The sequence below is a fragment of the Paenibacillus helianthi genome (assembly GCF_001909055.1).
Lineage (GTDB): Bacteria > Bacillota > Bacilli > Paenibacillales > Paenibacillaceae > Paenibacillus_AQ > Paenibacillus_AQ helianthi.
In genome coordinates, this window is record NZ_LVWI01000002.1 from 225,261 (window position 1) to 248,483 (window position 23,223).

Here is a 23,223-nt window from a genome sequence, read left to right on the forward strand (position 1 = left end):
CCTGATCAAGTCATGTCATCCCGAAGCGCGTCAATAATATTTTCTTTTTTTATCTTGCTAATGGCGTACAGCATTGTAATGAACACTACAAAGAACACGCCGAACACGCTGATTCCAATACTGCGCCACGGGAACACAAAATCGATATTGTCCGCCCCGCCGCCCATCCCTTTGTAAATCAGCCAAGAAGAGATTACCGCTATGGGAAGCCCGAAGATTAGCGCCCTCATACCATAAAAGGCACACTCGAAATTCATCATCTTTTGGAAACCACGTTCAGACATCCCCACAGAGCGGAGCATGGCAAGCTCCCGCCGGCGCAGCTTGATATTCGTGGAAATCGTGTTGAATACATTGGCAACCGCAATCAACGAGATCATAATGATAAAAGTATAAGCGAACACGTTGGCAATGAATATCATATTACGGTTCTCATCAAATATTTTCGTCATATCTAAAATGCTGTACGAGGCTGTAATTCCCGAACCTTTGATCATCGCTTCCATTTTAGCCATCGACTGCGAAGGATTCTTTGACTGAAAGGTCAAGCCTTTACCCTGAATATCTACAGTGGTGTCGGGGTTTTCAAACTTTTCTTTGAGCGAATAGGGGGCAATCACCTGAAGCACACTTGGCGTCTGATTGAAGCTCCCTAAGATGGGAGGCGTATCCGGCAGCGCGGCGTTGACAAACGTAATGCTTACGTTTTTCCCCTGTTCCGGCTTTGGTTCGCCATTTGTTTCGGGCTCGATGGTAAGATTCAGGGAAGAACTCGTGAACACATCGGGAATCTGGTCGGCCTCCTCCTGATTGCCGCGGCCTTCCACTTTGGCGACGCCGATCAATTTCACGTTTTGCCCGGTATACTCCTCCGCGGGCAAGCCCAAGCCTTGGACAATCTTCAGATAGGTGCTGTTATCTAAAAACTGGATTGTCATTGGCAGATTCACCGTTTCGTCCGGCGAATGTGTCCCCGCGGATTCCCGGTAAGCGTCTGAAAGGTCGCTGCCTTTGGCAGCGCAGAAATACTTCATAATAACTTGATACGAGCTTTCGTAAACGCCATCGGCGGTTTTTAGTTTGTCGTAAAGCCGCAACATTTCGCTGTCGTCCATATCACGTGTGCCAAAACCGATATCATAAGTAGTAACCTCTGTTGCACCCGCCGACGCCTGCTTCAAATTTGTTACAAAGGCACTGGTCGATATAAATAGCACTACGCTTAAAACAAGTGACAGCACAATGCTGCGGTAGCGCTTTTTGTTTCTTTTGAAGTTTCTCAGCGCAAGCGTACCTTCCAGACCGTAGATGCGCTGTGCCAGTTTTGAGGTTTTGACTGCGTTGGCTTCCACTTTGACCTCGTTCGTCTGGCGAATACACTCCATTACGGGAGTGCTTGCGGCCTTCCTGGCCGGGATATAGGCCGAAATCAGGATTGTGATCGTGCTGACTGCCACCGCCGCGAGGATTGCGGGAGCGGACAACGTCAAGGTCAAAGGAACACTGTTGTAGAGAACGTTTGCGAAGTTCTTGGCGACGACGCCAATCACAAGTCTGATGCTGGCTATGCCGACGAGAACACCAATCGGGATGCCAATGGCGCCGATACAAAACCCTTCAAACAGCACCGAATGACGCAGTTGCTTTGCGGTGGCTCCCACCGACGAGAGAATCCCGAACTGGTGTGTGCGCTCGTTCAAGGAGATGTTGAAGGAATTGTAAATCAGAAAAATCGAACCAAGCATGATGATGAGGACTACAATACCCCCGGCTGAGTACAGAAGCGCGTTCAACACCTTATCGCCCGAATCGTCCGAAAGACCCATGAAGCGCAGCACAGTATTATTCAAGATGTAAGCATGGCTTCCAGCTGTACTTTTTGCGTAAGCATGAACTTCACGCGGGTTTTTCAGCGTGACAAATAAGCTGAGATCGTCCGCCGTGTCTGCAGCATCTGTGGTTGTGATTACGGTGTATCCCGGCGCGGAATCTTCCTCAAAGCGGGGCGTTTGGCTGATGCCGACCACCGTGTAAGTCCTCTCGCCCTGCGGCACAAGAGTTTCACCCCCGGATGTGTACGGATCGCTCTGGCCGAGCTTTTCCTTTCCATTCATGCGGCTTCCCACAGCAAGGGAAAGCGTATCGCCCACCGCATATTGAACGCCGCCCTTTGTCATGACGCTCCCCGAAATAAGAATCTCCCCGCTGTTTTTCGGCAGCCTGCCGGAAAGCAGCGTGATGGGCAAGGTATCAAAGGCTTCCTCGTTGTATCCGGCGATAAAAAGATACGGCCTGTTGGGGTTTTTCCCGCCGTCAAGTGTTGCGTAGCCGATATTTTCAAAGGTTGCGGTGTCTGCAACTTTGTCGTTACTTGCCTGTTTCGCTACGAAAGAAGAATCTACATCCTCAAATTCGACGTGCCAGCCGCCGTACTTCTGGGCCGCGCCGTCTGCCATATAGTTCAGCAGGGAAACGCCGAAGGTGGCTACGCCCGTGATCATGGCGGCGGACAGAATAACTCCGATGATCGTGACAATCGTCCGGGTACGGCTTTTTTTCATGCTTTGCAGGGTCACTTTGTTGAAAATATTCATGGTCGTACCCTCTCGTCTCGCACTACTTTACCATCCGAAATGCCGATTATACGGTCTGCTTGCAGGGCGATATTTTCGTCATGGGTGACGAGGAGCAGGGTCTGCCCATATTTTTTATTGCTTTCCTTCAGCAGTTTGACGATTTCATGTCCATTCCGGCTGTCCAAACTGCCTGTGGGTTCGTCGGCAAGCATGACCGCCGGGGCGTTCATCAAAGCACGTCCTATGGAAACGCGCTGTTGCTGACCGCCCGATAGCTGATTGGGTAAATGCGTTTCCCGGTCTTTTAGCCCAAGCAGTTCGAGCAAGTCATTCAGCCGTTCCCCGTTAACCTTCCGCTTGTCCATCAGGATCGGCAAGGTGATGTTTTCCACCACATTCAGAGTGGGAATAAGGTTGTGAAACTGGTAGATCAGCCCGACCTGCCGTCTGCGGAAAATGGCGAGTTTTTCATTGTTTTGGGCATATACATCTTGTCCGTTCAGATACACTTTTCCGCTTGTCGGCACGTCCACGCCCCCGATGATATGAAGCAATGTCGATTTGCCGGAACCGGAGGAGCCGATGATTGCGGTAAACTCCCCCTTTTCGATGGTAAGCGAAACATGGTCAAGTGCGGTAACCTGATTTTCGCTCTTGCCGTAGGTTTTGCATAAATTCTCAATTTTTAAAAACTCCATTATGTGAGTCTCCCTTCTCATGCTTTACTCATATAATAGAACCTTCAACTTACATCTCTGTGACTTTCAGGTGAGAGATTCGTCACTTTGGGAAACGAATGGCAAATATCGCGCCGCCCTGCGGGTGGTTTTTTGCGGTAATCGTCCCTCCCTGCCGTGTTATGATCATCTTGCAGAGAGAAAGTCCAATCCCGTATCCTGTAGCGTTTGAGCTTTTTCCACGATAAAACCTGTCAAACAGGCAAGGTAAATCTTCTTTTTCAAAGCCCGCACCGCTGTCGTGAATGCCAATCTCGGTATACAATGGGGTGTCCGTGCAGACAATCTCAATCTTCCCGTTCTCTCCTGCGCTTTCCATACAATTTTTGAGGATATTTTGAATCGCTTCCGCAATCCAACCTGAATCGCCCTGAATTGTCATCCCTTGCGGTGCATCTATTTGTACATCCATACCGTGCAGTTCCATTGGGATTAGGAGCGGGCGAAGCGCGGTGCAGATCAAGTTATTTATATCTATCGGCTCGCTTTGGAACACCACAATGCCCGCGTCCAAGCGGGATAATTTCAATAGGGAAGTAATCAGCCAATCCATCCGCACAAGCAATTCCTCTGTTTCCCGTACAAATGCTTTCCGCTCGTTATCATCAGGGGTATTCGCTAACAACGACAGAATGAGGTTCACGGATGTGAGCGGCGTTCGGAGTTGGTGGGCGATGTCGGCCAGCGAATCGGCAAGATGTTCTTTTTCTTTTGTCAGCGCGTCGTTCTGCTCCCGGATTCGCAACGTCATTTTTGTTATTTCGCTGTGCAGAATAGACAGTTCACCCTCATCCGATTCACCAATATACAGGTGGTCAGCATTATGAAGGACACGGTCGATTTGATTTGAAATTCTTGCAATGCTTATGTATCGGGCTTGGGTAAACACGAAAAACACTGTACCAAAGGCAGCGGCAGAAGCAATGGACAGGATTCCCGCCGCTGTATTGATTGTAAATCCCACTATTACAGCGGCGGCAGCCAGCAAGGAGAACCAAATGACAAACTGCCCGAACTCTTTATTTCGAAGCATATTCGCCACCCAATCTATACCCCGTCCCGCGAACGGTCAGAATGATTTGCGGGCTGGCCGGGTCGTCCTCTATCTTCTCCCGCAAGCGTTTGATGTACACGGTCAAGGTATTGTCATTAACAAACTCGCCCGCCGCGTCCCACAATTCGTCAAGCAGCCTGCCCCTCGTGATAATACTTTTAGGGTTGCTAATAAACACCAGCAACAAGCGGTATTCTAATGCTGACAGAAAAACCTCGTTGCCGTTTTTTTTCACAATGCCGCTTGCCATGTCGACGTGAAGCCCGCGAATTTCAAAATCCGACCCGGAACGCCCGCTTTTTCGCAAGGCGGTTCCAATTCGCGCAATCAATTCACGCGGACGAAAGGGCTTGGTGATATAGTCGTCCGCTCCCATGTTCAGACCGGTAACCACACTCGCTTCATCACCGGAAGCCGTCAGAAAGATAACGGGAATATCCCCTGTTTCTTTGATTTCCGTACAAACCGTAAAGCCATTTCCGTCAGGCAAAGAAATATCAATCAACGCCAAATCAAATTTATTCCCGGAAAGCGCGGCAAGGGCTTCACTCCGCGTAGGGGCGTGAGTAACTGTAAATCCCTCCGAGCGAAGCAGCAGTACAAGGTTTTTGGCGATTGCCTTATCGTCCTCAACTAAAAATATCCGTGGCATTAGTGAGACCTCCGTTTGTGTGTTAGACCGAATGCATATTACATCTGTATTAAAAGGTTGTCAATACTAAAGAGCACGCAGGGCAATTGTGGCTTATAGGCTCCCGGAACCTCCAGCCGAACTGAAGGTTTTCTTATACAAAAAACGCAAGCCTTCTTAGAGCAGAAGACTTGCGTTACAGAAAATGAGGATGCGCATAATGAGAAGGCTGTGCTTCCAGGCATCAGCTTTTAATAAGCTCTGTAGGGTTCATGCCGGTTATTTTCTTGAACAGTGTGCTAAAGTAAGGAATGTTCTTATAGCCGACCCGTTCCGCCACTTCATAGACCAGCATTTTCCGCTCTATAAGCAACTCCCGTGCTTTCTCGATACGAACCCGGGTCAAATAGTTATTGAAGGTCTCACCGGTAATATTTTTGAAAATAATGGATAAATGGTTCCGCGAAATGAATACCTTATCCGAAAGCTCGGCGAGTGTCAGTTCTTCCGCATAGTGTTCATGAATGTAACTGGTCATAAAGTCGACAACCTGTCTATGCTTGCTACTCCCTTTCCATTGCCTGCTGCTGCAGATCCTGGTGATTTTGTCCATCAGCCAGTTAGCCAGCTGATCCGGTACGATCAGGCTGCTGATCTCCTTGGCAATCTGGTCATTGGTGAATAGGTCATCCAGTACAAACCCGGATTCATATAACGAGTAGGTTATAATTCCCCACAGCTCACTTCCAAGCATCTGTACGTATCCCTGTGACATCCCCTCTTGTTTTTTCATTTCCGTTATATATTCCAGTACAAGCTGATGGGCCTCCGCTTCCTGCGATGTCTTCATTGCTGTTGCCAGTTTATAGGAGAACTTGACCGGAAAGAGAGCGACACTTCCCGGTTCACTGCTGTTCTCCCGGTATCTATACACTTCATGTGCGGAAACGACCCGTAATACTCTTTGATCCATCGCGCGGAAGGCTTCCTCCGTCGAGTCGGAGAGCTTCATCCATGTATCCTTCACTCCCCCGATCCCTATCCGTGTCACCAGCTTAAGATAACCGCCGATACTGTCATTCAGCCTGATCCCCAGTTCCTCCAGTTTATTCTCTAACTCTTCGGGATGCTCTGGACCCGGATGAATAATCAATAATGATCGGGTACTATGCAGTTCTGTGTATTCCAGCTCCGGGAACACCTTACGTGCTACTTCACAGGCAATATTGCTTACTGCAAACCGGAACAAGTTCCAGTCGGAGACGGATAAACATCTGGCCCGTTCATCACGGATCAAGTCGATACCGACCGTGACATGCTTGCGTTCCTGCCAATACAGGTATGACGGCGGAAGACGCGTGCTGTCTTTGTAGGCATGGTCCAGGGTTCCGACAGCTGCTGAACGAACCCACTCCTTTTCAACAAAAGGCTCATACAGCGTCATTTTACACTCAAGCTCCCACTGCCTGGCCCGCTTCTCCTCTTCCACTTCAAGCTCCTGGATGACTTTGGTTAAGATCGACTTAAGCGTTGGCAGACTGATCGGCTTAGAGACGTAGTCGCTCACCTGAAACCGTAGCGCCTGTCTGGCATGCTCAAAGTCTGAATAACCGCTAAAGATAATGATTTTCCCCTGAAAACCTTCCTGCCTTAGCTGCTCCATCATATCCAGGCCGCTCATTACGGGCATATAAAGATCAGTGATCACAATATCCGGACAGGCATTGCGGATCATTTCCAGCCCGTCCTCCCCGTTCAAAGCCTCCCCAGCCCATTCAGCTCCCAGGTCATCCCAGGGAATCGCCCGTCTCATCCCCCTCAGAACTTGGCGCTCATCATCAATGATTGCAATTTTCCACATTACCGCTACCTCCTTAAACTCGGTAAGTACCGAAGCATGACGATATTTGCTCTAAACGGAATTTTCAGAATTAATCGTTCTTGCTAGGAGGTTCTATCAGCAGCGGCAGCAACATTTCCACCCTTGTTCCCCCTTCTTCACGTTCACTAAGCGTTATACCATAACTTTCTCCGAAATACCCGGCGACCCTCTCTCTCACATTGCGTATACCGTAACCGCCTGTATGACGTTTATGAGGGCTGTGATCGGTCTGCTTCAGTCCGGCCCCGTTATCCTCAATGACAATGTGCAGAGCATCTCCGGTTCTCTCCATTTCGATAGATACATAGCCGCTGCGTTGCTTGTTGAATCCATGAACGATGGAATTCTCCACGAACGGCTGCAGCGTTAGCTTCGGGATGTATAATTCCTGCAGCTCGGGCACCGCCATAATCCGGTAATCCAATCCATCCCCCCAGCGCAGCTGCTGAATTTCGAGGTAACACTCTATATGGTGCAGTTCATCTGCTATCTTGATAAAGCTGTTGCCGTTGGACAAACCGATTCGAAACATACGGCCCATCAGCTCCAGTATGCGGCTAAGTTCATTTTGTCCGGCCTCAATGGCCATCCAGTTGAGTTGATCCAACATATTATACAGAAAATGGGGATTGATATTGGCCTGAAGCGCCTCAATTTCGGCTTTCCGCTGCTGTTCGTAACGGCGTTCAAGTGAGAGATACAGTTCTTCAATCCGTTCGTTCTGCTTGCGGTAGCCGGAGAATAAATAACCGAATTCATTCTCATAATCCACCGGAAGTTCGACATTATCGCCTCCTACGGAATACATACGCATCGCAGTGACCAGATTCTTGATCGGCTTTGTAAACTGCTTGCTTAAAAAATGGGTTAGGAGCAATACCAGCAGCACTGCAGCGATACCGATCAGACCAATCCACTCCGCCAGCTTCAGGCTGCTTGCCGTGATCTGTTTCCAGGACGTGAATTCGATAAGGGTCCAGATGGAATTATCCATTCTGGAATAGACGAGCAGTGTGTCGCGGGACCCACCGGTTGCCGGGATATGGACATAACCCGATTTATTGCTTTTTAGATCAATCCACCGGGACCAGTTATTCGGGTCCAGCGTATCGCCTATTTTCATAATTTGCTGTCCTTCACTATCCGCCATGATCCGGTTAGAGCCGTCTGAATTGCCGGTTAGCAGCTTCCGGATCTCATTGGCCTTGATGTGGACGACAAGGACACCTAGATAGTCATTCTCATCTATTATTTTTCTGGAAAAGCTGAGCACCGGAACCTCACCTTGCGCGCTGGGGAAATTATACTCTTTGGACCAGCAAAAATCGCTTTTCGCCAGACAACCGGCCCCTACCTGCTTGTTCAGATCCGCAAGGTTCCGGAACTGGATGTAGCTTTGCCGTTCACTTTGAATAGGATTATCCATATACAGGTCAATCCCTTGAATCAGCGGAATCGCATAGGTCAAATTGGCGAGCGCACTTTCTACACCTGCACGGCTGCGGTATCTCTCAAATTCATCCTGCCTGTTCAAGAGAAAATTAATCAGCTCGCCGTCGCGGGAGCTGGATAGTGAAATCTGCTCAATCATAACCAGCCGGGTCGTAATTTCATTATTCAGCTCATCCAGCAGCTGCTGCTGGTAATGGGAGGTAGTCTGTACGAGCGCCTTGGAGGAATTGCTGTAGCTCGTCCATGCAGTAATAACGATAACCGCAATAAGGACGATGGCAAAGCTATGAAAAAACAGACGGTCGATTCTATATTTTTTAAAAGGGTTGGTCACCTGCTCTACCTTCCTTCGGGCTCCTGTTCAGACACAGCAAACGGTAAAGCTGCGAAGGGCATTCGACGCTTTACCGTTAACGGACGGATGTTTTTTTACATCTTATCCTTTAATTCCTGTTGTCGCAATCCCTTCAACGAAATACTTCTGAAGGAACATGAAGACGATGGTTGCCGGAACAATAGATACCAGTGACATGGCAAGCAGTTGCCCCCACTCCTGAGCGGATTGAGAGTCATTAATCATCCGAAGCGCCAGCCCGACAGTATACTTGTCTACGGTATTGATGTACAGGAGATGCCCCAGGAAATCGTCCCAATTCCACAGGAAGCAGAAAATCGTCACGGTAACGATAGCCGGAAAGGCCAGCGGCATTACGATTCTCCAAAAGATACCGAACCAGGAGCACCCGTCAATTTTAGCCGATTCGTCTAATTCTCTCGGAACACCGCGAATAAATTGAATCAGCAGGAAGACGAAGAAGCTGCCGCCTGCCCCCCCAGCGAGCAGATGGGGAATGATAAACGGGAGATACGTATTCACCCAGCCCAATTGGTAAAACAGTGCGTATTGAGGGATTATCAGTACTTGTCCAGGCATCATTAAAGTCAGCATCAGGATGGAGAACCAGAAGTTCTTGAGCGGAAAATCCAATCTGGCAAAACCGAAGGCAACCAATGTGCAGGATAGCAGCGTTGCTATGATTACAGCAAATTCAAGTCCAAAGGTATTGAGATAGAAATCCGTAAACGTATGTCCGGGAACCGAATTCCAGCCTTTGGTGAAATTGCTCCATTGCGGGGCAGCCGGGAAAATAGACGCCGAGCCAAGCTCTGTGCTGTTTTTCAGAGAAGCACCTACCCACCAAAGAACCGGATAGACCATAATAAGGCTGAAGAGAATCATGAACAGATGACGGAGAGCCGGCTTGAATTGTAGGGTTGTCATTTACGTTTTTTCCCTCCAGTGTCTGTTTCATAGAATACCCAATACTTCGAGGTATACGAGATCAGAACCGTTGCCGCAATAATTCCAACCAGCATAATCCATGCCAGAGCGGAAGCATAACCCAGCTCGTAACGGCTGAACGCCCGTTCGTACAAGTACATTGCATATACATAAGTGGAGTTCATCGGACCGCCGTTCGTAATTACAAATGCGGAAGTGAACATTTGGAAGGCGCCGATGACGGCCATAATCAGGTTGAAATAGAGAATGGGCGACAGCATTGGCAGGGTGATTTTGAAGAATTGGGTTACCTTGTTAGCCCCATCCACAGAAGACGCCTCGTACAGATCGTTTGGAATCTGCTTCAGGCCTGCCAGAAATATAACCATGGTGGACCCGAATTGCCAGACTGTCAGCAGAATCAGCGTACCAAGCGCTGTATCGGGGCTTGTAATCCAGCCCTTCCCTTCAAAGCCAAAGATGCCAATCAGTTTGTTAAAAACTCCGTCAACACCAAAAATGTTGCGCCAGAGCAGCGATACCCCTATACTCCCTCCGATAAGTGAAGGAAAATAAATCGCCGTGCGGTAGAAGCTGATTCCTTTGACCGCCTTACTCAGGATCATCGCAACAAAGAGCGCCGCTATAAGCTTTAGAGGCACGGAAGCCAGCACATAAGTGAAGGTTACCTTAGCGGATTGAATGAATTTGGGGTCCGCTGTAAAGATGCGCTCATAATTGCGGGTCCCGATCCACTTCATCGGCTGCATTAAAGTGTAGTCGGTGAACGAATAGTACAGGGATAAGAATAACGGATACGCCGTAAGCGCCAGAAACCCGATCAGCCAGGGCGAAATAAACATATAGCCTGCAAGCGGAGCGTTCCATCTGCTTCGAAAATACGAGCTTTTTTTCGTCTTGACAGCAGGTTGGGCTACAGTGGCTGTGGAATGGTTCATCTGTGGTCACCTCTTGTGGTCAATTTTTATACTTTAAGTATATAATCCGCTCATCGCCTGCTAAAGGAGGGGAATGCTCGAATTCTTTCAAAATATAACGACAAAAAAGAAGAAGCGGTATCCACCGCTTCTACACTACAATGATCTTTAATAGATGGTTCTTCCCCATTGATCGGCAATTCCGCTTTTCCGGAGAAAGTACGTATTGATTCGGTCCCGCCACTCTTTGGCATGATCAACCTGCTCCGCCAGGCGGTCTGCTACTTGCCTATACGCCTGTTCATCCACATGTTCCTTCATAAGTTTCCATGCAGCCGCCAGCCCGTCTGCCCGTTCCGCACCTTCAAAATGTGTATCATAAATATGCTGAATCACCGTTTTGCCGGAATGAAGCACATGAGTATAAGGGACATGGTGAAAGAACAACAGTAGCTCATCCGGACAACTCTCAAGCGACTCGTAGCATTCCATGTTCATACGGGCATATTGGGAGGTATACCCGGTCCCGGTTGCTGAGGTGCGGTCAACACCAATACCATAACAGTCTGCAAAGTGATACGTACCCCACATTGAATATTCATATCCATCCACATTCGGGCCATAGTGATGGTCAGGATTGACCATAAACCCGACGCCCAGCGGGGCTGTATACGATTCATAAATCTCCCAGGAGTTCATAAGGATATCTAGTAAGGTCTGAACCAGCAGCTCATTGGTGCCAAAGGTGAGTGTAATCCATTCCACAGCCATTTTCTCGGCAGACAGCTCCGGATTCCAGGCCAGACGGCCATAACCGAACAGATTTGCCTGTGCCAGCAGATGGCCTGTCCAATTGGTGTCATTTCCAATATTGGAGACGGCGGCAAAGCCACTGTAGGCATTGCCGTGAACACTTCCATCTACAATGCGCTTGACCGTAGTTCCTTCTCCACGAAGATGCGTATCAAAGTTCAGAATCTCTTTCCACTGCGGCACCAGATAGCACACATGGCGTTGCTGTCCGGTATACTCCTGGGCAATCTGAAATTCGATCACTTGATTCGTATGCGGCATGGCCCCCAGCAACGGAGAGACAGGCTCTCTGACCTGAAAGTCAATGGGCCCATTCTTCACCTGGAGAATGACATTGTCCATGAAGCGGCCATCCAGCGGCTGGAAATGATCATAAGCAGCCCGCGCTCGATCTGTTGTACGGTCGCGCCAGTCCTGCTTGCAGTTATACACGAAGCAGCGCCAGATGACGATGCCGCCATGCGGCTTCAGCGCTTCTGCCAGCATATTGGCGCCGTCGGCGTGATCTCTTCCGTAGGTGAACGGTCCCGGACGGTTCTCCGAATCGGCTTTGACCAGAAATCCTCCGAAATCAGGAATGGCTGCATATACTTCCGAGGCCGCAGCGGTCCACCATTCACGCACGCCGGCATCCAGCGGATCTGCCGATGACAGGCCGCCAAGCTCAATCGGGCTGGCATAATTAATACTCAGGAACAGCTTGATGGCATAAGCGCGAAGGACCGCGGCCAGCTTCACCACATCCGGCAGGAATTCCGTTAACAGGCGGCTCTCCACCCGGTGAACATTTACATTATTAATCGCGATGGCATTGATTCCGCTGGAGGCCAGCAGGCGGGCATAATCCTGGATACGCTGAAGATTACCCGTAATCCGGTTATTCTCATAAAATATCGATTCCCCGGCATACCCCCGCTCCACACTCCCGTCCATATTGTCCCACTGGTTGATCATACGCAGCTGATTTACAGGGTTCTCAAGAATATTCAAATTGTGGACAGAGCCCCCTGTACCCATGATCCGCAGCAGATGAAATACTCCATATAATATCCCCTGGGATGTAGCGGCTCCGATGGTAATGTTACCAGTAAGACTGTCCGTATGAATCGCGTAGCCCTCCGGTTGAATCGCACTGCTTACTTCTTCACTGAATGCTTCATCTATCCCTGACCCAGTCCCGAAGGTTCCTATTATGACACTACGAGTTTTCATAGTTTTCCCCGAGACAGACACTTTTCCTCCTGTGATTCCCTCCAGGCCTTGAGTCAACTCGTTCACTGCGGAACGAATAACGACATCATCTCCCTCAGCCACAACAATATGTTCATATCCCGCATATGGATTGACATTTGCCTCCGGTGTGACCCGGCGGTACTGTAGCCAGGCCAGATATCCGTCTCCCGGGTGATTCAACTTAGAATTACTCATCTATAATCCTCCCTATCCCTACCGATATCATGCAAGGCCCGGAACAAGGTTGTTCCGGGCCTTGCTTGCTGAATTATTTTTCGTAAGATTGCGATGCTTCTTTCAACTGCTCAAAGGCTTTCTCCGGCGTGACTTTTCCAAAGCTGAGCTGATCCCGGACAAGCACCCAGTCTTTGTCAATAAAGTTTGTCCAGCCGCCTGCTCCAGCCGACCAGGTCTGGCCATCCTTTTCAGTAGCACGGAGGAGTTCTAACCCAACCTTATCCAGATCGCTCATACTTGCTTCAAGGGCGGCAGAGATTTCCTTGTTAGCCGGCAGGCCGCGGAATGTTTGCAGAATGTTCCCTGCCTCCTGGGCATTCACGAACCAATTGATGAATTTTTTAGCTTCTTCAGCATGCTTGGAGTTTTTGGAAACGGACAGATACATCGATGGTTTCAGCCATCCGCCTGCTTGTTCAGCACGCGGCATGGTTACAAGCGCGTAAGCGCCTGGTTTAATACTGTCCCAAGTCCCCAGGTTATTGGAGAAGCTGTACCGGAATAATACTTTGCCTGCTGCCATCAAGTCCATTTGCGGATCATTTTCCTTGTCGGATGCGTTTACGTCCGCCGGAGGCACCAGTCCATCCTTGCGCAGCTCTTCAAACTTCTTGGTCCAGTCCAAGAAGGTAGCCTGATCTACGTTAAAGTGACCCTCATCCGTGATAACCTGACCTTTACCTTTGGCATATTGGTAGGCCGAATACATAAAATAGTTGCCTGCATAGTCCAAGGTAAAATATTGTCCTCTTGGCAGTTTGGATTTGGATTCCTTGGCTAAAGCGAAGAAATCATCCCATGTCCATCCATTAGCCGGATTCGCAATCCCCAGCTTATCCATAGCGGCTTTGTCATACACCATACCGAACGCTACCGAACCCAGAGGAACAGCATATTGCTTGCCGTCAAGCTGGCCACCAGCCAGTAATTTTGCATCAAACTTACTTACATCAACCTCTGGAGCCAGCTCAGCTAATTGCTTGCGTGACATCCAGTCCGGCATCCAGCCCGGATCGAGCTGAATGATATCCGGTGCATTATTCGCTGCAGCTTGAGTAGATAATTTGTCCAAGTATCCATCCATACCGGAATACTCCGGTTCAAACGTAACATTCGGGTTATTCTTTGTATACAAGTCCAGTGCTGCCAGAGTAGCCTCATGGCGCGGCTGGGATCCCCACCACATAATACGCAGCTTGACAGGTTCATTGCTTGGCGCAGCCGTTGCAGCAGTATTAGTACCGGCAGGCTCAGCGGTAGATTCCGCATTGTTTTTTGTCCCGCCGCATGCTGTCATCGTCCCCAGCAAGGCTGTCATGGCCAAGACTGTAAGAGAACGCTTCCATTTCAACATCTTTAACCCTCCAATTGAAGTCTGTATTGTCTTGCTACACCGTTATAGTAACAATTATGAATTGAAGTTCATATAAGAGCGATGCACGATTTATTTTAAAATCTCACGGAAATAAGATTTGCAAGAATTTCGAAGGAGACAGAAACAGGGTTGTCCCATAAGCCATCAGAAATGGCTGGGACATTCCCTCTTTTGGTAGTGGATAGACGGTTATGCTTGGTGAGGACGCTCCGCGAACGGACCGTTGTTCCAGCGGGAAATTTAACGCAAAGCAGCGATCCTCCAATAACGGGAGAATCGCTGCCTTGCTCACTTATTGTAGTTTTAAGAAAGATGAGAACGGTCTCCCGTAATAGAAAACCCACTTTTGGGACAGCCCTGTTACAAAAATTACAAATATATGAATGGCTCCTTCGCATCTACAAAGGTAACCGGGAGGCTGCCGACCAGTGGTTTCAGCCATTCCGCCATATACTTCATCCCCCATTCCTCGGACCTTTCATGGCCAATCACAATCATTGCTTTGTTCATGCCGAGCATAGAGGCATCATTCACGTAAGCGCATAACGTCCACTCCGTGATATCACCGCAAATCATCACATCCAGATCCTTTTCCTGCATAAGCTCCATTGGCATTTGTTCCCTGCCCAGCCCGAGGCTTCCGCCTCCAACCAATATCCCTATGCGGGCGCAAGCAGCCTCCGGATTCCCTACGATCTGAATGACCTTCATTCCCAGTCTCTGTTTCAGGAAGCCTGCCAGCGCTCCAACCGTGGTCTCTTCGATCTGATACCCCCAGGAATCGTTCCCGTCAAGTTTCTTGTCCTCCCATTCCAGCTCCTTGAGAAGACCGTCATAAATTCTGTCCGTATCCGCTAAATGCATGTGGTCATGAAATCTCCAGATCACAATCCCGTTATCTTCAATCCATTTCCGTTTGGCCAGATACACAGGGTCCGACTGAAGCCAGTCCAAGGTGTCCATTCCGGTATAATAGGTGGGCTCATGGGTGATAATCAAATTCGCGTTGATGGCAATAGCTTCCCGGATGACATCAACGGTCGCCATAAACGTAGTAACGATTCCTGTTACTTCCATGTCCTCATGGCCGCTCGCGAGCACATCACACGTCTGCTCCAGCTTGCGGCCGCCGCAGCAATCAAGCAAAATCCGGTCAATAACTTCCTGCACTTTCATAAGCTCGTTCTCCTTTCATTTCTCTCCTCAGCCTTTGACTGCACCAATCACAACACCACGGGTCAAGTATTTCTGCATAAAGGGCAGTACGAACAGTACCGGCACAATGCCCAGAACCGCCATTGCCATCCGCACAGCTGTGCTTGGCAGCTGTGCTGCCTGCGCCCCGAGCACACTGCTGGCCTGACCGGAGTTGAGGAATTGAATATTGTTCATCAGCTGCATCAGCAGATTCTGAATCCCATATAACTGCGGTTTGGATACAAAATACAGCGCGTTGATCCAGTCGTTCCAATAAGCGAGTCCCATAAACATACCGACAGTTGCCATAACCGGCATAGACAAGGGAAGCATGATCCGAAAAAAGGTCCGCAGCTCTGACGCGCCATCGATCTGGGCAGCTTCAATGATTTCCAGCGGTACATTGTTTTTGAAATAATTCCGCACCAGCAGTACATTGAAGCCGTTGGACAGCAGGTTGGGAAGGATCAGCGCGAGCAGGGTGTTTTTAATATGGAAATATTGCGTCCACATAATATATGATGGAACGATTCCTCCGCTGAACAGCATGGTGAAGAACACGATAAACGCCAGCACATTGTGGTATTTGAAATCTCTTCGGGACATGGGATAAGCTAACATGCTTGTTATCAGAAGTCCAATCACAGTTCCCATTATCGTAACGAAAAATGATACCCCATACGCCCTAATGAAAATATATGCTGAGGATTTGATATACAGGTACGCTTCAAAACTCATATGCTCAGGGAAAAAGCTGTATCCGTTTCGAATCAAAGTCGTTTCATCGGTGAACGATGCAATCACAATCAGAAGGAATGGTAAAAAAGCAAAAACCGTCAGCAAGATCATCACGATCGCAGAAAAAACAGTAAACGTTCGCTCTCCTCTTGTTTGTATCATCCGTATTTCCTCCTAGAACAATGCGTTTTCTGGATTAACCTTCTTGACGATGGTATTGACCGTAAGAACAAGCGCAAAGCCAACCAGTGATTGATACAAGCCGGCTGCGGCCGACATTCCGATATCATTCAGCTGCATCAAGGCGCGGTAGACATACGTATCAATCGTTTGTGTGGTGCTGAACAGCGCTCCAGAGTTCATAGGAACCTGATAGAACAGTCCGAAATCAGAGTTGAAAATCCGTCCCATGGACATCAGCACCAGTACAATGACTGTCGGCTTCAGCAGCGGCAAAGTAATCATACGGATCTGCTTCAGCTTGCCGGCGCCATCAATTTTGGCAGACTCATAGATGCTCTTGTCAATTCCGGCAATGGAAGCGAAATAGACAATGGAGCCGTAGCCTGCCGTTTTCCAGATCTGAATCAAAACCAGCAGATAAGGCCAATACTTCGGCTCTGAATACCAGTTGATCTCTGGAAGACCGAGCGGACGAAGAATAGAATGATTCACAAAACCGCTATCTGCATTCAGAAAAGCGAAGACGAGCAATGAAAGGACAATCATCGAAATCAGATTTGGAAGGATCAAGCCTGTCATAAAAAACTTCGAGTACATTTTATTCAGCAGCTCTGACATGAGAATGGCAATGATAATCGAAACAATCGTCCCGAGCGCGATAAAGACCAGGTTATAGAGAAGGGTATTTCTGGTCATAATCCAGGCATCGCTAGTCTGGAACAGAAAGGTAAAGTTCTTCAAACCAATCCAGTCACTGCCGAATATACCTTTTGCGTAATTGACATCCTTGAATGCGATAAACACCCCGAACATGGGAAAATAGCTGTTAATGATAAAGTAAAGCAAACCTGGAGCAGCTAAAATCAATAAAGGAAGTGTTTTTTTGAGAGGCTTTGATTTAGCTTTGGCTGTCATGTTGGATTCACCTCCATTGCTGAAGGCAGAGCTTCTATTGGCGGCTCTACCTTCAACAAGCTTATAGGAATAATTATTTTTGCGCTGCAAGCCATTTATCCAGCTGTTCCTGCTTGCTGTCAATGATCGCCCCAGCGCCCGCATCTTTCAGCGCACTATTGAATTTTGGAATGATCGTCTCCGGGTCTACCGAGCCGCTAACAAGAGCAGGCAGAAATTGGCTTACTACGTTGTTCACAGCACTCATCTGCGTTTTCACTGGGCTTTGATCAAAGATAAATCCGAAATAAGGTGATCGTTCCGTATCCTTGTTTTCCTTAAGCTTCAGTTCAATATCCGACCAGTTGATTCCCTCGAACTGGTACTGAAGGGACTCAGAACCTACGATTCCTGAACTCAGCATCGCTGTGTAGGGTACCGTATTAGCGTCCTTGCCTTCCGGGAATTTCACATGATGCTCATCAACCTTCAGGTAATCCTCCCCTTCAACCCCATAGAGAATGGTATTAATCAGATCTGTGTCGGTATACAGCAGGTTCAGGAATTTAACAGAGGCTTCCGTTTCTTTAGAGGTGCTGGATACCATCCAAGTTACAGCATTAACGGCACTTGTATCGAAATAGAACGGGGCAATTCGTTTGGTCTCCATTTTTTTGCCGGCTTGCGCACTCAGGGTTTTGCCCACCTCCATACCGCTGTAGCCGCCAAGGAAGGAGAAACCGCGTCCGGAAGATACCATCTCCATGGCGTTAACGGTAGTTGTTGCGGTATCCTTCTGTAAATAACCCGCATTGTACCAGTCTCTCATCATCTTAACCCCGTTTTTGAAAACATCGGATTCATAGAAATTAACGACCTTTCCGTTGTCACCGATTACGACACCGACTCCGGTTGTATCTGTCAGGTAATCTACCTTGCTCGCACCTTTCATCAGATTAACAAGTCCCGTATCAGTTGGATTCACATTAATCGGGCCAAACGGAACCACATCCGGTGACTTCTTCTTAACGGCAGCGAAGACGGCAGGCAGATCCTCCACCGATTGAATAGTGTCAGCCGAAACACCTGCATCTGCCATCATATCGGCGTTGTAGATGATATTCGTAGGCAAAGCCATCCCTTTATTTACCGGAATCCCATAGATATGCCCATCCATCGTTGTGGTTTTGAGAATATCCGGTCCGAAATCCTTATCCAGAATTGCAGTCATTTCTTTACCATACTGGGGAAGAAGTTTTTCAAGCGGAGCCACCTGACTTTTGGACACATAGTTGGAGAATTGTCCGAGAGTAGTGAAGATATCCATTTTCTCTCCGCTCTGGAGCGCCAGGTTGACTTTCTGGGCATAATCCGCCGGACCATATAGACGGAAATCCACTTTGACTCCGATTTTTTTGGTTGTGATTGCATTGATTGCGTTCGTCACCTTGCTCAAATCATCGGGAATCCGGTTGAAGGACGGCAGGGCAAATACGATTTCAGCAACTTTTGCATTGTCATTCCCGGAATTCTTGGCCGATGTATTCGAATTGCTACCGCAGGCCGAGAGCAGTGAACCGCATACTACCATGGACAACAACAGTGAGCCTAACCCCTTTTTATTTTTCATGATGATGCCTCCTGTTCTGTAATTTCACTTTCATTGTACTTCTTTGGAGGATTGCAGGCTTTCAAAAAGACGGGCTGTTTTTTCGAAAAACCGTACTGCAGCAAGAAGCTCCGCTTCTCTGTGGAAAAGCGGAGCTTCCTGCTATCTAGCAGTTTTGTGCTTTGAACGATAGGCTATCGGTGTTTCCCCTGTCAGCTTTTTGAATACCGTCGAGAAATAAGAAATCGTATCAAATCCGGCGTCCATAGCAATCTCGCCTATGCTCGCCGTGCTCTCAATGAGCATTTGCTTCGCGGCTCTTATGCGGAAGTCGTTCAAGTACTCCTTGACTGTCTGCCCGGTCTCGTTCTTGAACACCTTCGCCAGATAATCCGCTGTCAGATATACGCTTGCAGCGACATCCTCACGACTGAGGTCCTGTCTGTAGTTTTCTTGGATAAATCGCTTCGCTCTCTCGACAACCCCTTCGGACTGCAGTACTTCTTTGATAGAATCCACCGTTTTGTCCGTAAGCGCCTGAGCCCACTTCATGAAGTCAAACACACTGCTGTCGGCTTTCTGGGCCAAGCTTTGAGTCACATCGTCGGCAAATAACCGATGCGCCTGAATATGCTGCCGCGAGAGAAGGGAATAGACCACTTGCAGGAAGTCCTCCCGGATCGAATGGAGAGTTGTTGAATCCAGCTTATTCAAGCTTGTCAGCAATTCCAGCTCTTTCTTCAGCCGGTTAACAATCTGGACCTTCTCCTTCTGGACAAACAACAGGGTGAACAGCTCCATATCAAGGGTAAAGCGGTCCGTAATATCATAATGAAAAGGTTCATTCGGCAAATGTACTTTCCCTCTGAAAATGATATTCGACTCATCCAGCTGCTCCAGCTCCGTTTTGACCTGTGAGAGTCCTGAGACCGCTGTTTTCTCACTGAAATAACAGGTAGCCGTACACTTCAAATATTGCCTGCACATCAGAATAATATTCTCTGCGCTGTCCTGCAGCCACTTCTTATCGAGTGGGCTCTCAATAAGGATTGCATTGTAGAACACTTTATCGACTTGGTAGGCAATCATCCGTCCTAAGCTGACCTCAGTGATGAGAATTTCAGAAATCAGGTTAGAGAGTGCATATTGGAAGATACTCTCGTCCCACTCACTCTCGATCTGTGAACGCGGAACACTTACGAGAAATAGAATATATTCCGTATGGACAGACAATGATAACTCACGTTTCTGTACTTCACTCTGAATAAGATGAATTCGGGGAGACAGAGTGGCTGTCAGCACATCACTCCAGAATCCTCTTTCGACCACATCTTTGTTCTTCAGCCATGCAAGCCCCATCTTACTGTATTCGCCCATCATCATCTTTTTCTTCAATGTATCCATGGACTTCCGCAGCGCCGCTTCCAGTTCCTGCTTATCCAGCGGCTTGACCAGATAAGAGTCGGCGTCGTACGAGATCGCCTTGGAAGCAAAGCTGAAGCTCTCATGACAGGTTAAAAATATAAAACCTCCTTCATATTGGCGGTCTCTAGCCCATTTGATCATATCAATACCGGAGCCTCGCGGCATTTCGATATCGCAAATGATTACATCAGGCTCGCCGTTCTCGAATAATTGTTTCGCATCCTGTATATTATGAGCGGTCTGCACCTCGGTAATTCCAAATTCATCCCAATTCACAATACCGAGCAGGGCTTCAACTGTAGGTATATCATCATCAATCAACATACAACGCATATTATCCCCCCTACAACTCTGGGTGGCCGGATTCAGGTACGGGTATCCACATTTCTACTCTTGCACCAGACGTCTCTGCATTAGAGAGCTTGAGCAGGTCGTCACGCTTGTAGAGCAGTTGCAGAGTTTTGCGGATATTGGCAATGCCGACCCTGCCCCCATCCTCCATTACCTCCTCGATCTCCGCCTTGCTTAGCCACTCTGAAGAGAAGCCTCCTCCGTTATCCTCAATCACAATACTGACAAATGGTTTTCCGTCTCTTGTCTCTGACCGCACTCGTATGAAGATCGATAGCATTTCTTTATAGAACATCGCGTGCTTGAACGTATTCTCAACAAAAGTCTGGATCATGAATTGCGGAATGGGCACTTGGCGGGCTTTCTCATCCATCTCTATCATGAAAAACACTTGGTCCGGATACCGGATTTCTTGCATCCTTATATAATTTTCGGCGTGCTTAATCTCTTCCTCCATCGAGACTTCCACAAGACCTCCCTTAAACATATATCTAAGATGTTCCGAGAGGCAGTGAATCATCCGCCGAATTTCTTCATTTTTATTGTGATACGTCAAGCTGGTTATTGTCGAGATCGCATTCAGAAAAAAGTGGGGCCTGATTTGCATCTGCAGATATTTGATTTCCGCGCGGCTGATTTCGATCTGTTCTTCATAGGATTGAATCTTCAGATCCTTGATTTCACTAACCATGGATTCGAGCGCATGGAACAGCTTCATAAACTCCAGGGAGTACGGTACACCCTGAGGAACCTGGTATTCCAGCTGCCCCTGCTCAACCACCTTGGCCGCCTTCACCAACTCGAGGATCGGCTTCAACACATCCCTTGTTAAGAACCTCAGTACGAGCGGTACAATGATAGCCGAAAGAACCGCCAATAAGGCGATGCCCCACTGAATAAGCTTCAATCCCGAGAACGGGCCCCCCTTGGCAACCATATTTGTAATCTGGCCAAACTCTTCAATCGGTTCGGAAATAATCAGAAAGCTGCGCTGATACTCTTTGGTTAAGCTGCCCAAGGTCGTATCTGCCTTTTTCAAGACGATATTATTTGCAGATAAAATGCTCCCCTCTGTATTACTCAATACATAACGGTTATGATCATTGCTCCCCCTGTCTACCATCGATAAAAGGGTGTCCGCTTTGACTAACGTTCCAAAGCTGACTTGTGAGTAGGTGATATATTTGAACAAATAATAATCACCCTGGATCTGGAACACCTTCCATTCATCACTTTCATCCGCTGGACTGGAGCTGAACTTGTGCGTATTAAGGAAATCGACCAGAGCCAGCTTACCCGCAGATGGAATCCGGCTGCTGAATTGTTCAAGCACGAGCTCTCCGGAAAGTCTGATAAACATGCCATCACTGGAATAATCGTTCGCCATTTTTGCCAGCAGGTTATTTTTGAGCTCCTGCACTTTGAAGTACCGGCTGCTCTCATCCAGGTTGGCTACATTCACAGCAGCATCAATGTTATTATCAAATACCTCAATTAAATCTTTGGAGAAATTGTTGAAGTTATTATGAATATTGGCCTGATAGAGGGCAAGTGTATTACGCGAGCTTGTTAGTGCATTGCTTCGTACAACTTCCAGGGAGTAAATATTACTCAGAACAAGGATGGACAACAGGATCGCAAGAATAACTGTCATCTGCAACGAAAACTTGAACACGATACTGTTTGTTCGAATCATATCACCATTTCTTCCTCCCCGGAATTCAGCAAGCCCCTGAGCCGATATATTCTCAATCGGACCCAGGGGCGTACTTGTATTAGACTTTCAGTTATCAAGACTTGAAGCTTTTATATAGAGTTGCTGTCTTCTCCAGCCCACTGCAGTGCCGCCTCAATGTACTTATCCCAGAAGTTCCAGTTATGATCGCCTTCACTTTCATGATACACATGTCCGGCCTGTTCCCCTTCAAGAAAATCATGGAACCGGCGGTTCACGTCCAGCAGGAAATCCTCTGTCCCGCAGGCCATATACAGCTTGGGCAGCTCAAGTCCTTTCGCCTTGAGGTCCAGGACAAGCCTTTCCGGGTCTTTATCACTGCCAAGCAGCTGGCTCAGATCACCAAAGGTGCTTGTGTAGTAACTATAACTGGCGATACCGTCATTGTAATCCGGGGACACATTAGCAACTTTATAAGGCACCAGTGCCGAAGACAAGGCTATAATACGGCCGAATTGATCTGCATATTTCAGACCGTTGCGGATTGCCCCATAGCCGCCCATGGATAAACCGCCTATCCATGTATCCTCGCGCGCCGCAGACAGCGGGAACAGCTTGCGTGTGAAATCCACCAGCTCCCTGCCGATATATTCCCCGTAGTATTCTCCCCTGTTCTCATCGTCCAGATAGAAGTGATTTTCTCCTGCGGGCATAAAAACCGCAACCTGATATCTGTCCGACAGCTCCCGGATTCGTGAGAAGTTCATCCAATCGTTATGGCTCCCGGAAAAGCCGTGCAGCAGATACAGCGCCCTCAAAGGTTCTCCCGACCATACCGGCAGTCCTATTCCTTCAGGCACATCAACCGGCATTAATGCATTGAACGTGACTTCTCTTTTCAGACATTTGGATTGAAAGCTTAGTTGTAGCGTAGCCAAAAT

Annotated in this window: 17 protein-coding genes; all 17 read right to left on the reverse strand. The window is 48.2% G+C overall.

Features of this window, described 5'->3' with window-relative positions; all coding sequences use genetic code 11:
* Positions 1 to 5: 5 nt before the first annotated feature.
* The 17 genes from A3844_RS03770 to A3844_RS03850 all read right to left on the reverse strand — a co-directional run bounded on the left by A3844_RS03770 (position 6) and on the right by A3844_RS03850 (position 23,220).
* Positions 6 to 2,594, reverse strand: a complete 2,589-nt coding sequence (locus A3844_RS03770; RefSeq protein ID WP_074106666.1) for an ABC transporter permease — start codon at positions 2,592 to 2,594, stop codon at positions 6 to 8.
* Positions 2,591 to 3,274: an ABC transporter ATP-binding protein gene (locus tag A3844_RS03775; protein ID WP_074085567.1), complete on the reverse strand. Its 684-nt coding sequence runs from the start codon at positions 3,272 to 3,274 to the stop codon at positions 2,591 to 2,593. Before A3844_RS03775 ends, A3844_RS03770 begins: the two co-directional genes overlap by 4 nt.
* An 82-nt stretch (positions 3,275 to 3,356) precedes the next feature.
* A complete protein-coding gene (locus tag A3844_RS03780) occupies positions 3,357 to 4,346 on the reverse strand; it encodes a sensor histidine kinase (protein ID WP_074085568.1) in 990 nt (329 codons plus the stop codon).
* On the reverse strand, positions 4,333 to 5,019 hold the full coding sequence (locus tag A3844_RS03785; protein ID WP_074085569.1) for a response regulator transcription factor: 687 nt from the start codon (positions 5,017 to 5,019) through the stop codon (positions 4,333 to 4,335). The genes A3844_RS03780 and A3844_RS03785 overlap by 14 nt, the downstream gene beginning before the upstream one ends.
* 223 nt (positions 5,020 to 5,242) lie before the next feature.
* Positions 5,243 to 6,859, reverse strand: a complete 1,617-nt coding sequence (locus A3844_RS03790; protein ID WP_074106667.1) for a response regulator transcription factor — start codon at positions 6,857 to 6,859, stop codon at positions 5,243 to 5,245.
* A gap of 70 nt (positions 6,860 to 6,929) precedes the next feature.
* The gene (locus A3844_RS03795) at positions 6,930 to 8,666 is read right to left on the reverse strand and encodes a cache domain-containing sensor histidine kinase (RefSeq protein ID WP_074085571.1); all 1,737 of its coding nucleotides are present in this window, start codon (positions 8,664 to 8,666) and stop codon (positions 6,930 to 6,932) included.
* Between the two features lie 102 nt (positions 8,667 to 8,768).
* Entirely contained in the window at positions 8,769 to 9,614 is an 846-nt protein-coding gene (locus tag A3844_RS03800; RefSeq protein ID WP_074085572.1) for a carbohydrate ABC transporter permease, read from the reverse strand.
* Positions 9,611 to 10,573: a carbohydrate ABC transporter permease gene (locus A3844_RS03805; RefSeq protein WP_074106668.1), complete on the reverse strand. Its 963-nt coding sequence runs from the start codon at positions 10,571 to 10,573 to the stop codon at positions 9,611 to 9,613. The genes A3844_RS03800 and A3844_RS03805 overlap by 4 nt, the downstream gene beginning before the upstream one ends.
* Before the next feature lie 147 nt (positions 10,574 to 10,720).
* Complete coding sequence (locus tag A3844_RS03810) at positions 10,721 to 12,793, reverse strand: alpha-glucuronidase family glycosyl hydrolase (protein ID WP_074106669.1); 2,073 nt, start codon at positions 12,791 to 12,793, stop codon at positions 10,721 to 10,723.
* A 73-nt stretch (positions 12,794 to 12,866) separates the two neighbouring features.
* Positions 12,867 to 14,189, reverse strand: coding sequence for an ABC transporter substrate-binding protein (locus A3844_RS03815; RefSeq protein WP_074102375.1), 1,323 nt, complete (start codon positions 14,187 to 14,189; stop codon positions 12,867 to 12,869).
* Positions 14,190 to 14,579: 390 nt separating this feature from the next.
* On the reverse strand, positions 14,580 to 15,386 hold the full coding sequence (locus tag A3844_RS03820; protein ID WP_074106670.1) for a Nif3-like dinuclear metal center hexameric protein: 807 nt from the start codon (positions 15,384 to 15,386) through the stop codon (positions 14,580 to 14,582).
* A 27-nt stretch (positions 15,387 to 15,413) separates the two neighbouring features.
* Positions 15,414 to 16,307 carry a carbohydrate ABC transporter permease gene (locus A3844_RS03825; RefSeq protein WP_074085577.1) on the reverse strand — a complete coding sequence of 298 codons (894 nt, stop codon included), beginning with the start codon at positions 16,305 to 16,307 and terminating at the stop codon, positions 15,414 to 15,416.
* A 12-nt stretch (positions 16,308 to 16,319) separates the two neighbouring features.
* Positions 16,320 to 17,243, reverse strand: a complete 924-nt coding sequence (locus A3844_RS03830) for an ABC transporter permease (RefSeq protein ID WP_074085742.1) — start codon at positions 17,241 to 17,243, stop codon at positions 16,320 to 16,322.
* A gap of 73 nt (positions 17,244 to 17,316) precedes the next feature.
* Positions 17,317 to 18,852: an ABC transporter substrate-binding protein gene (locus tag A3844_RS03835; protein WP_074106671.1), complete on the reverse strand. Its 1,536-nt coding sequence runs from the start codon at positions 18,850 to 18,852 to the stop codon at positions 17,317 to 17,319.
* A 141-nt stretch (positions 18,853 to 18,993) separates the two neighbouring features.
* Entirely contained in the window at positions 18,994 to 20,589 is a 1,596-nt protein-coding gene (locus A3844_RS03840; protein WP_074085579.1) for a response regulator transcription factor, read from the reverse strand.
* A gap of 10 nt (positions 20,590 to 20,599) precedes the next feature.
* Positions 20,600 to 22,303, reverse strand: coding sequence for a sensor histidine kinase (locus tag A3844_RS03845; RefSeq protein ID WP_074106672.1), 1,704 nt, complete (start codon positions 22,301 to 22,303; stop codon positions 20,600 to 20,602).
* A 110-nt stretch (positions 22,304 to 22,413) separates the two neighbouring features.
* Positions 22,414 to 23,220 (reverse strand): alpha/beta hydrolase, encoded by an 807-nt coding sequence (locus A3844_RS03850; RefSeq protein WP_074106673.1) that lies wholly within the window; start codon positions 23,218 to 23,220, stop codon positions 22,414 to 22,416.
* Positions 23,221 to 23,223: the final 3 nt, after the last annotated feature.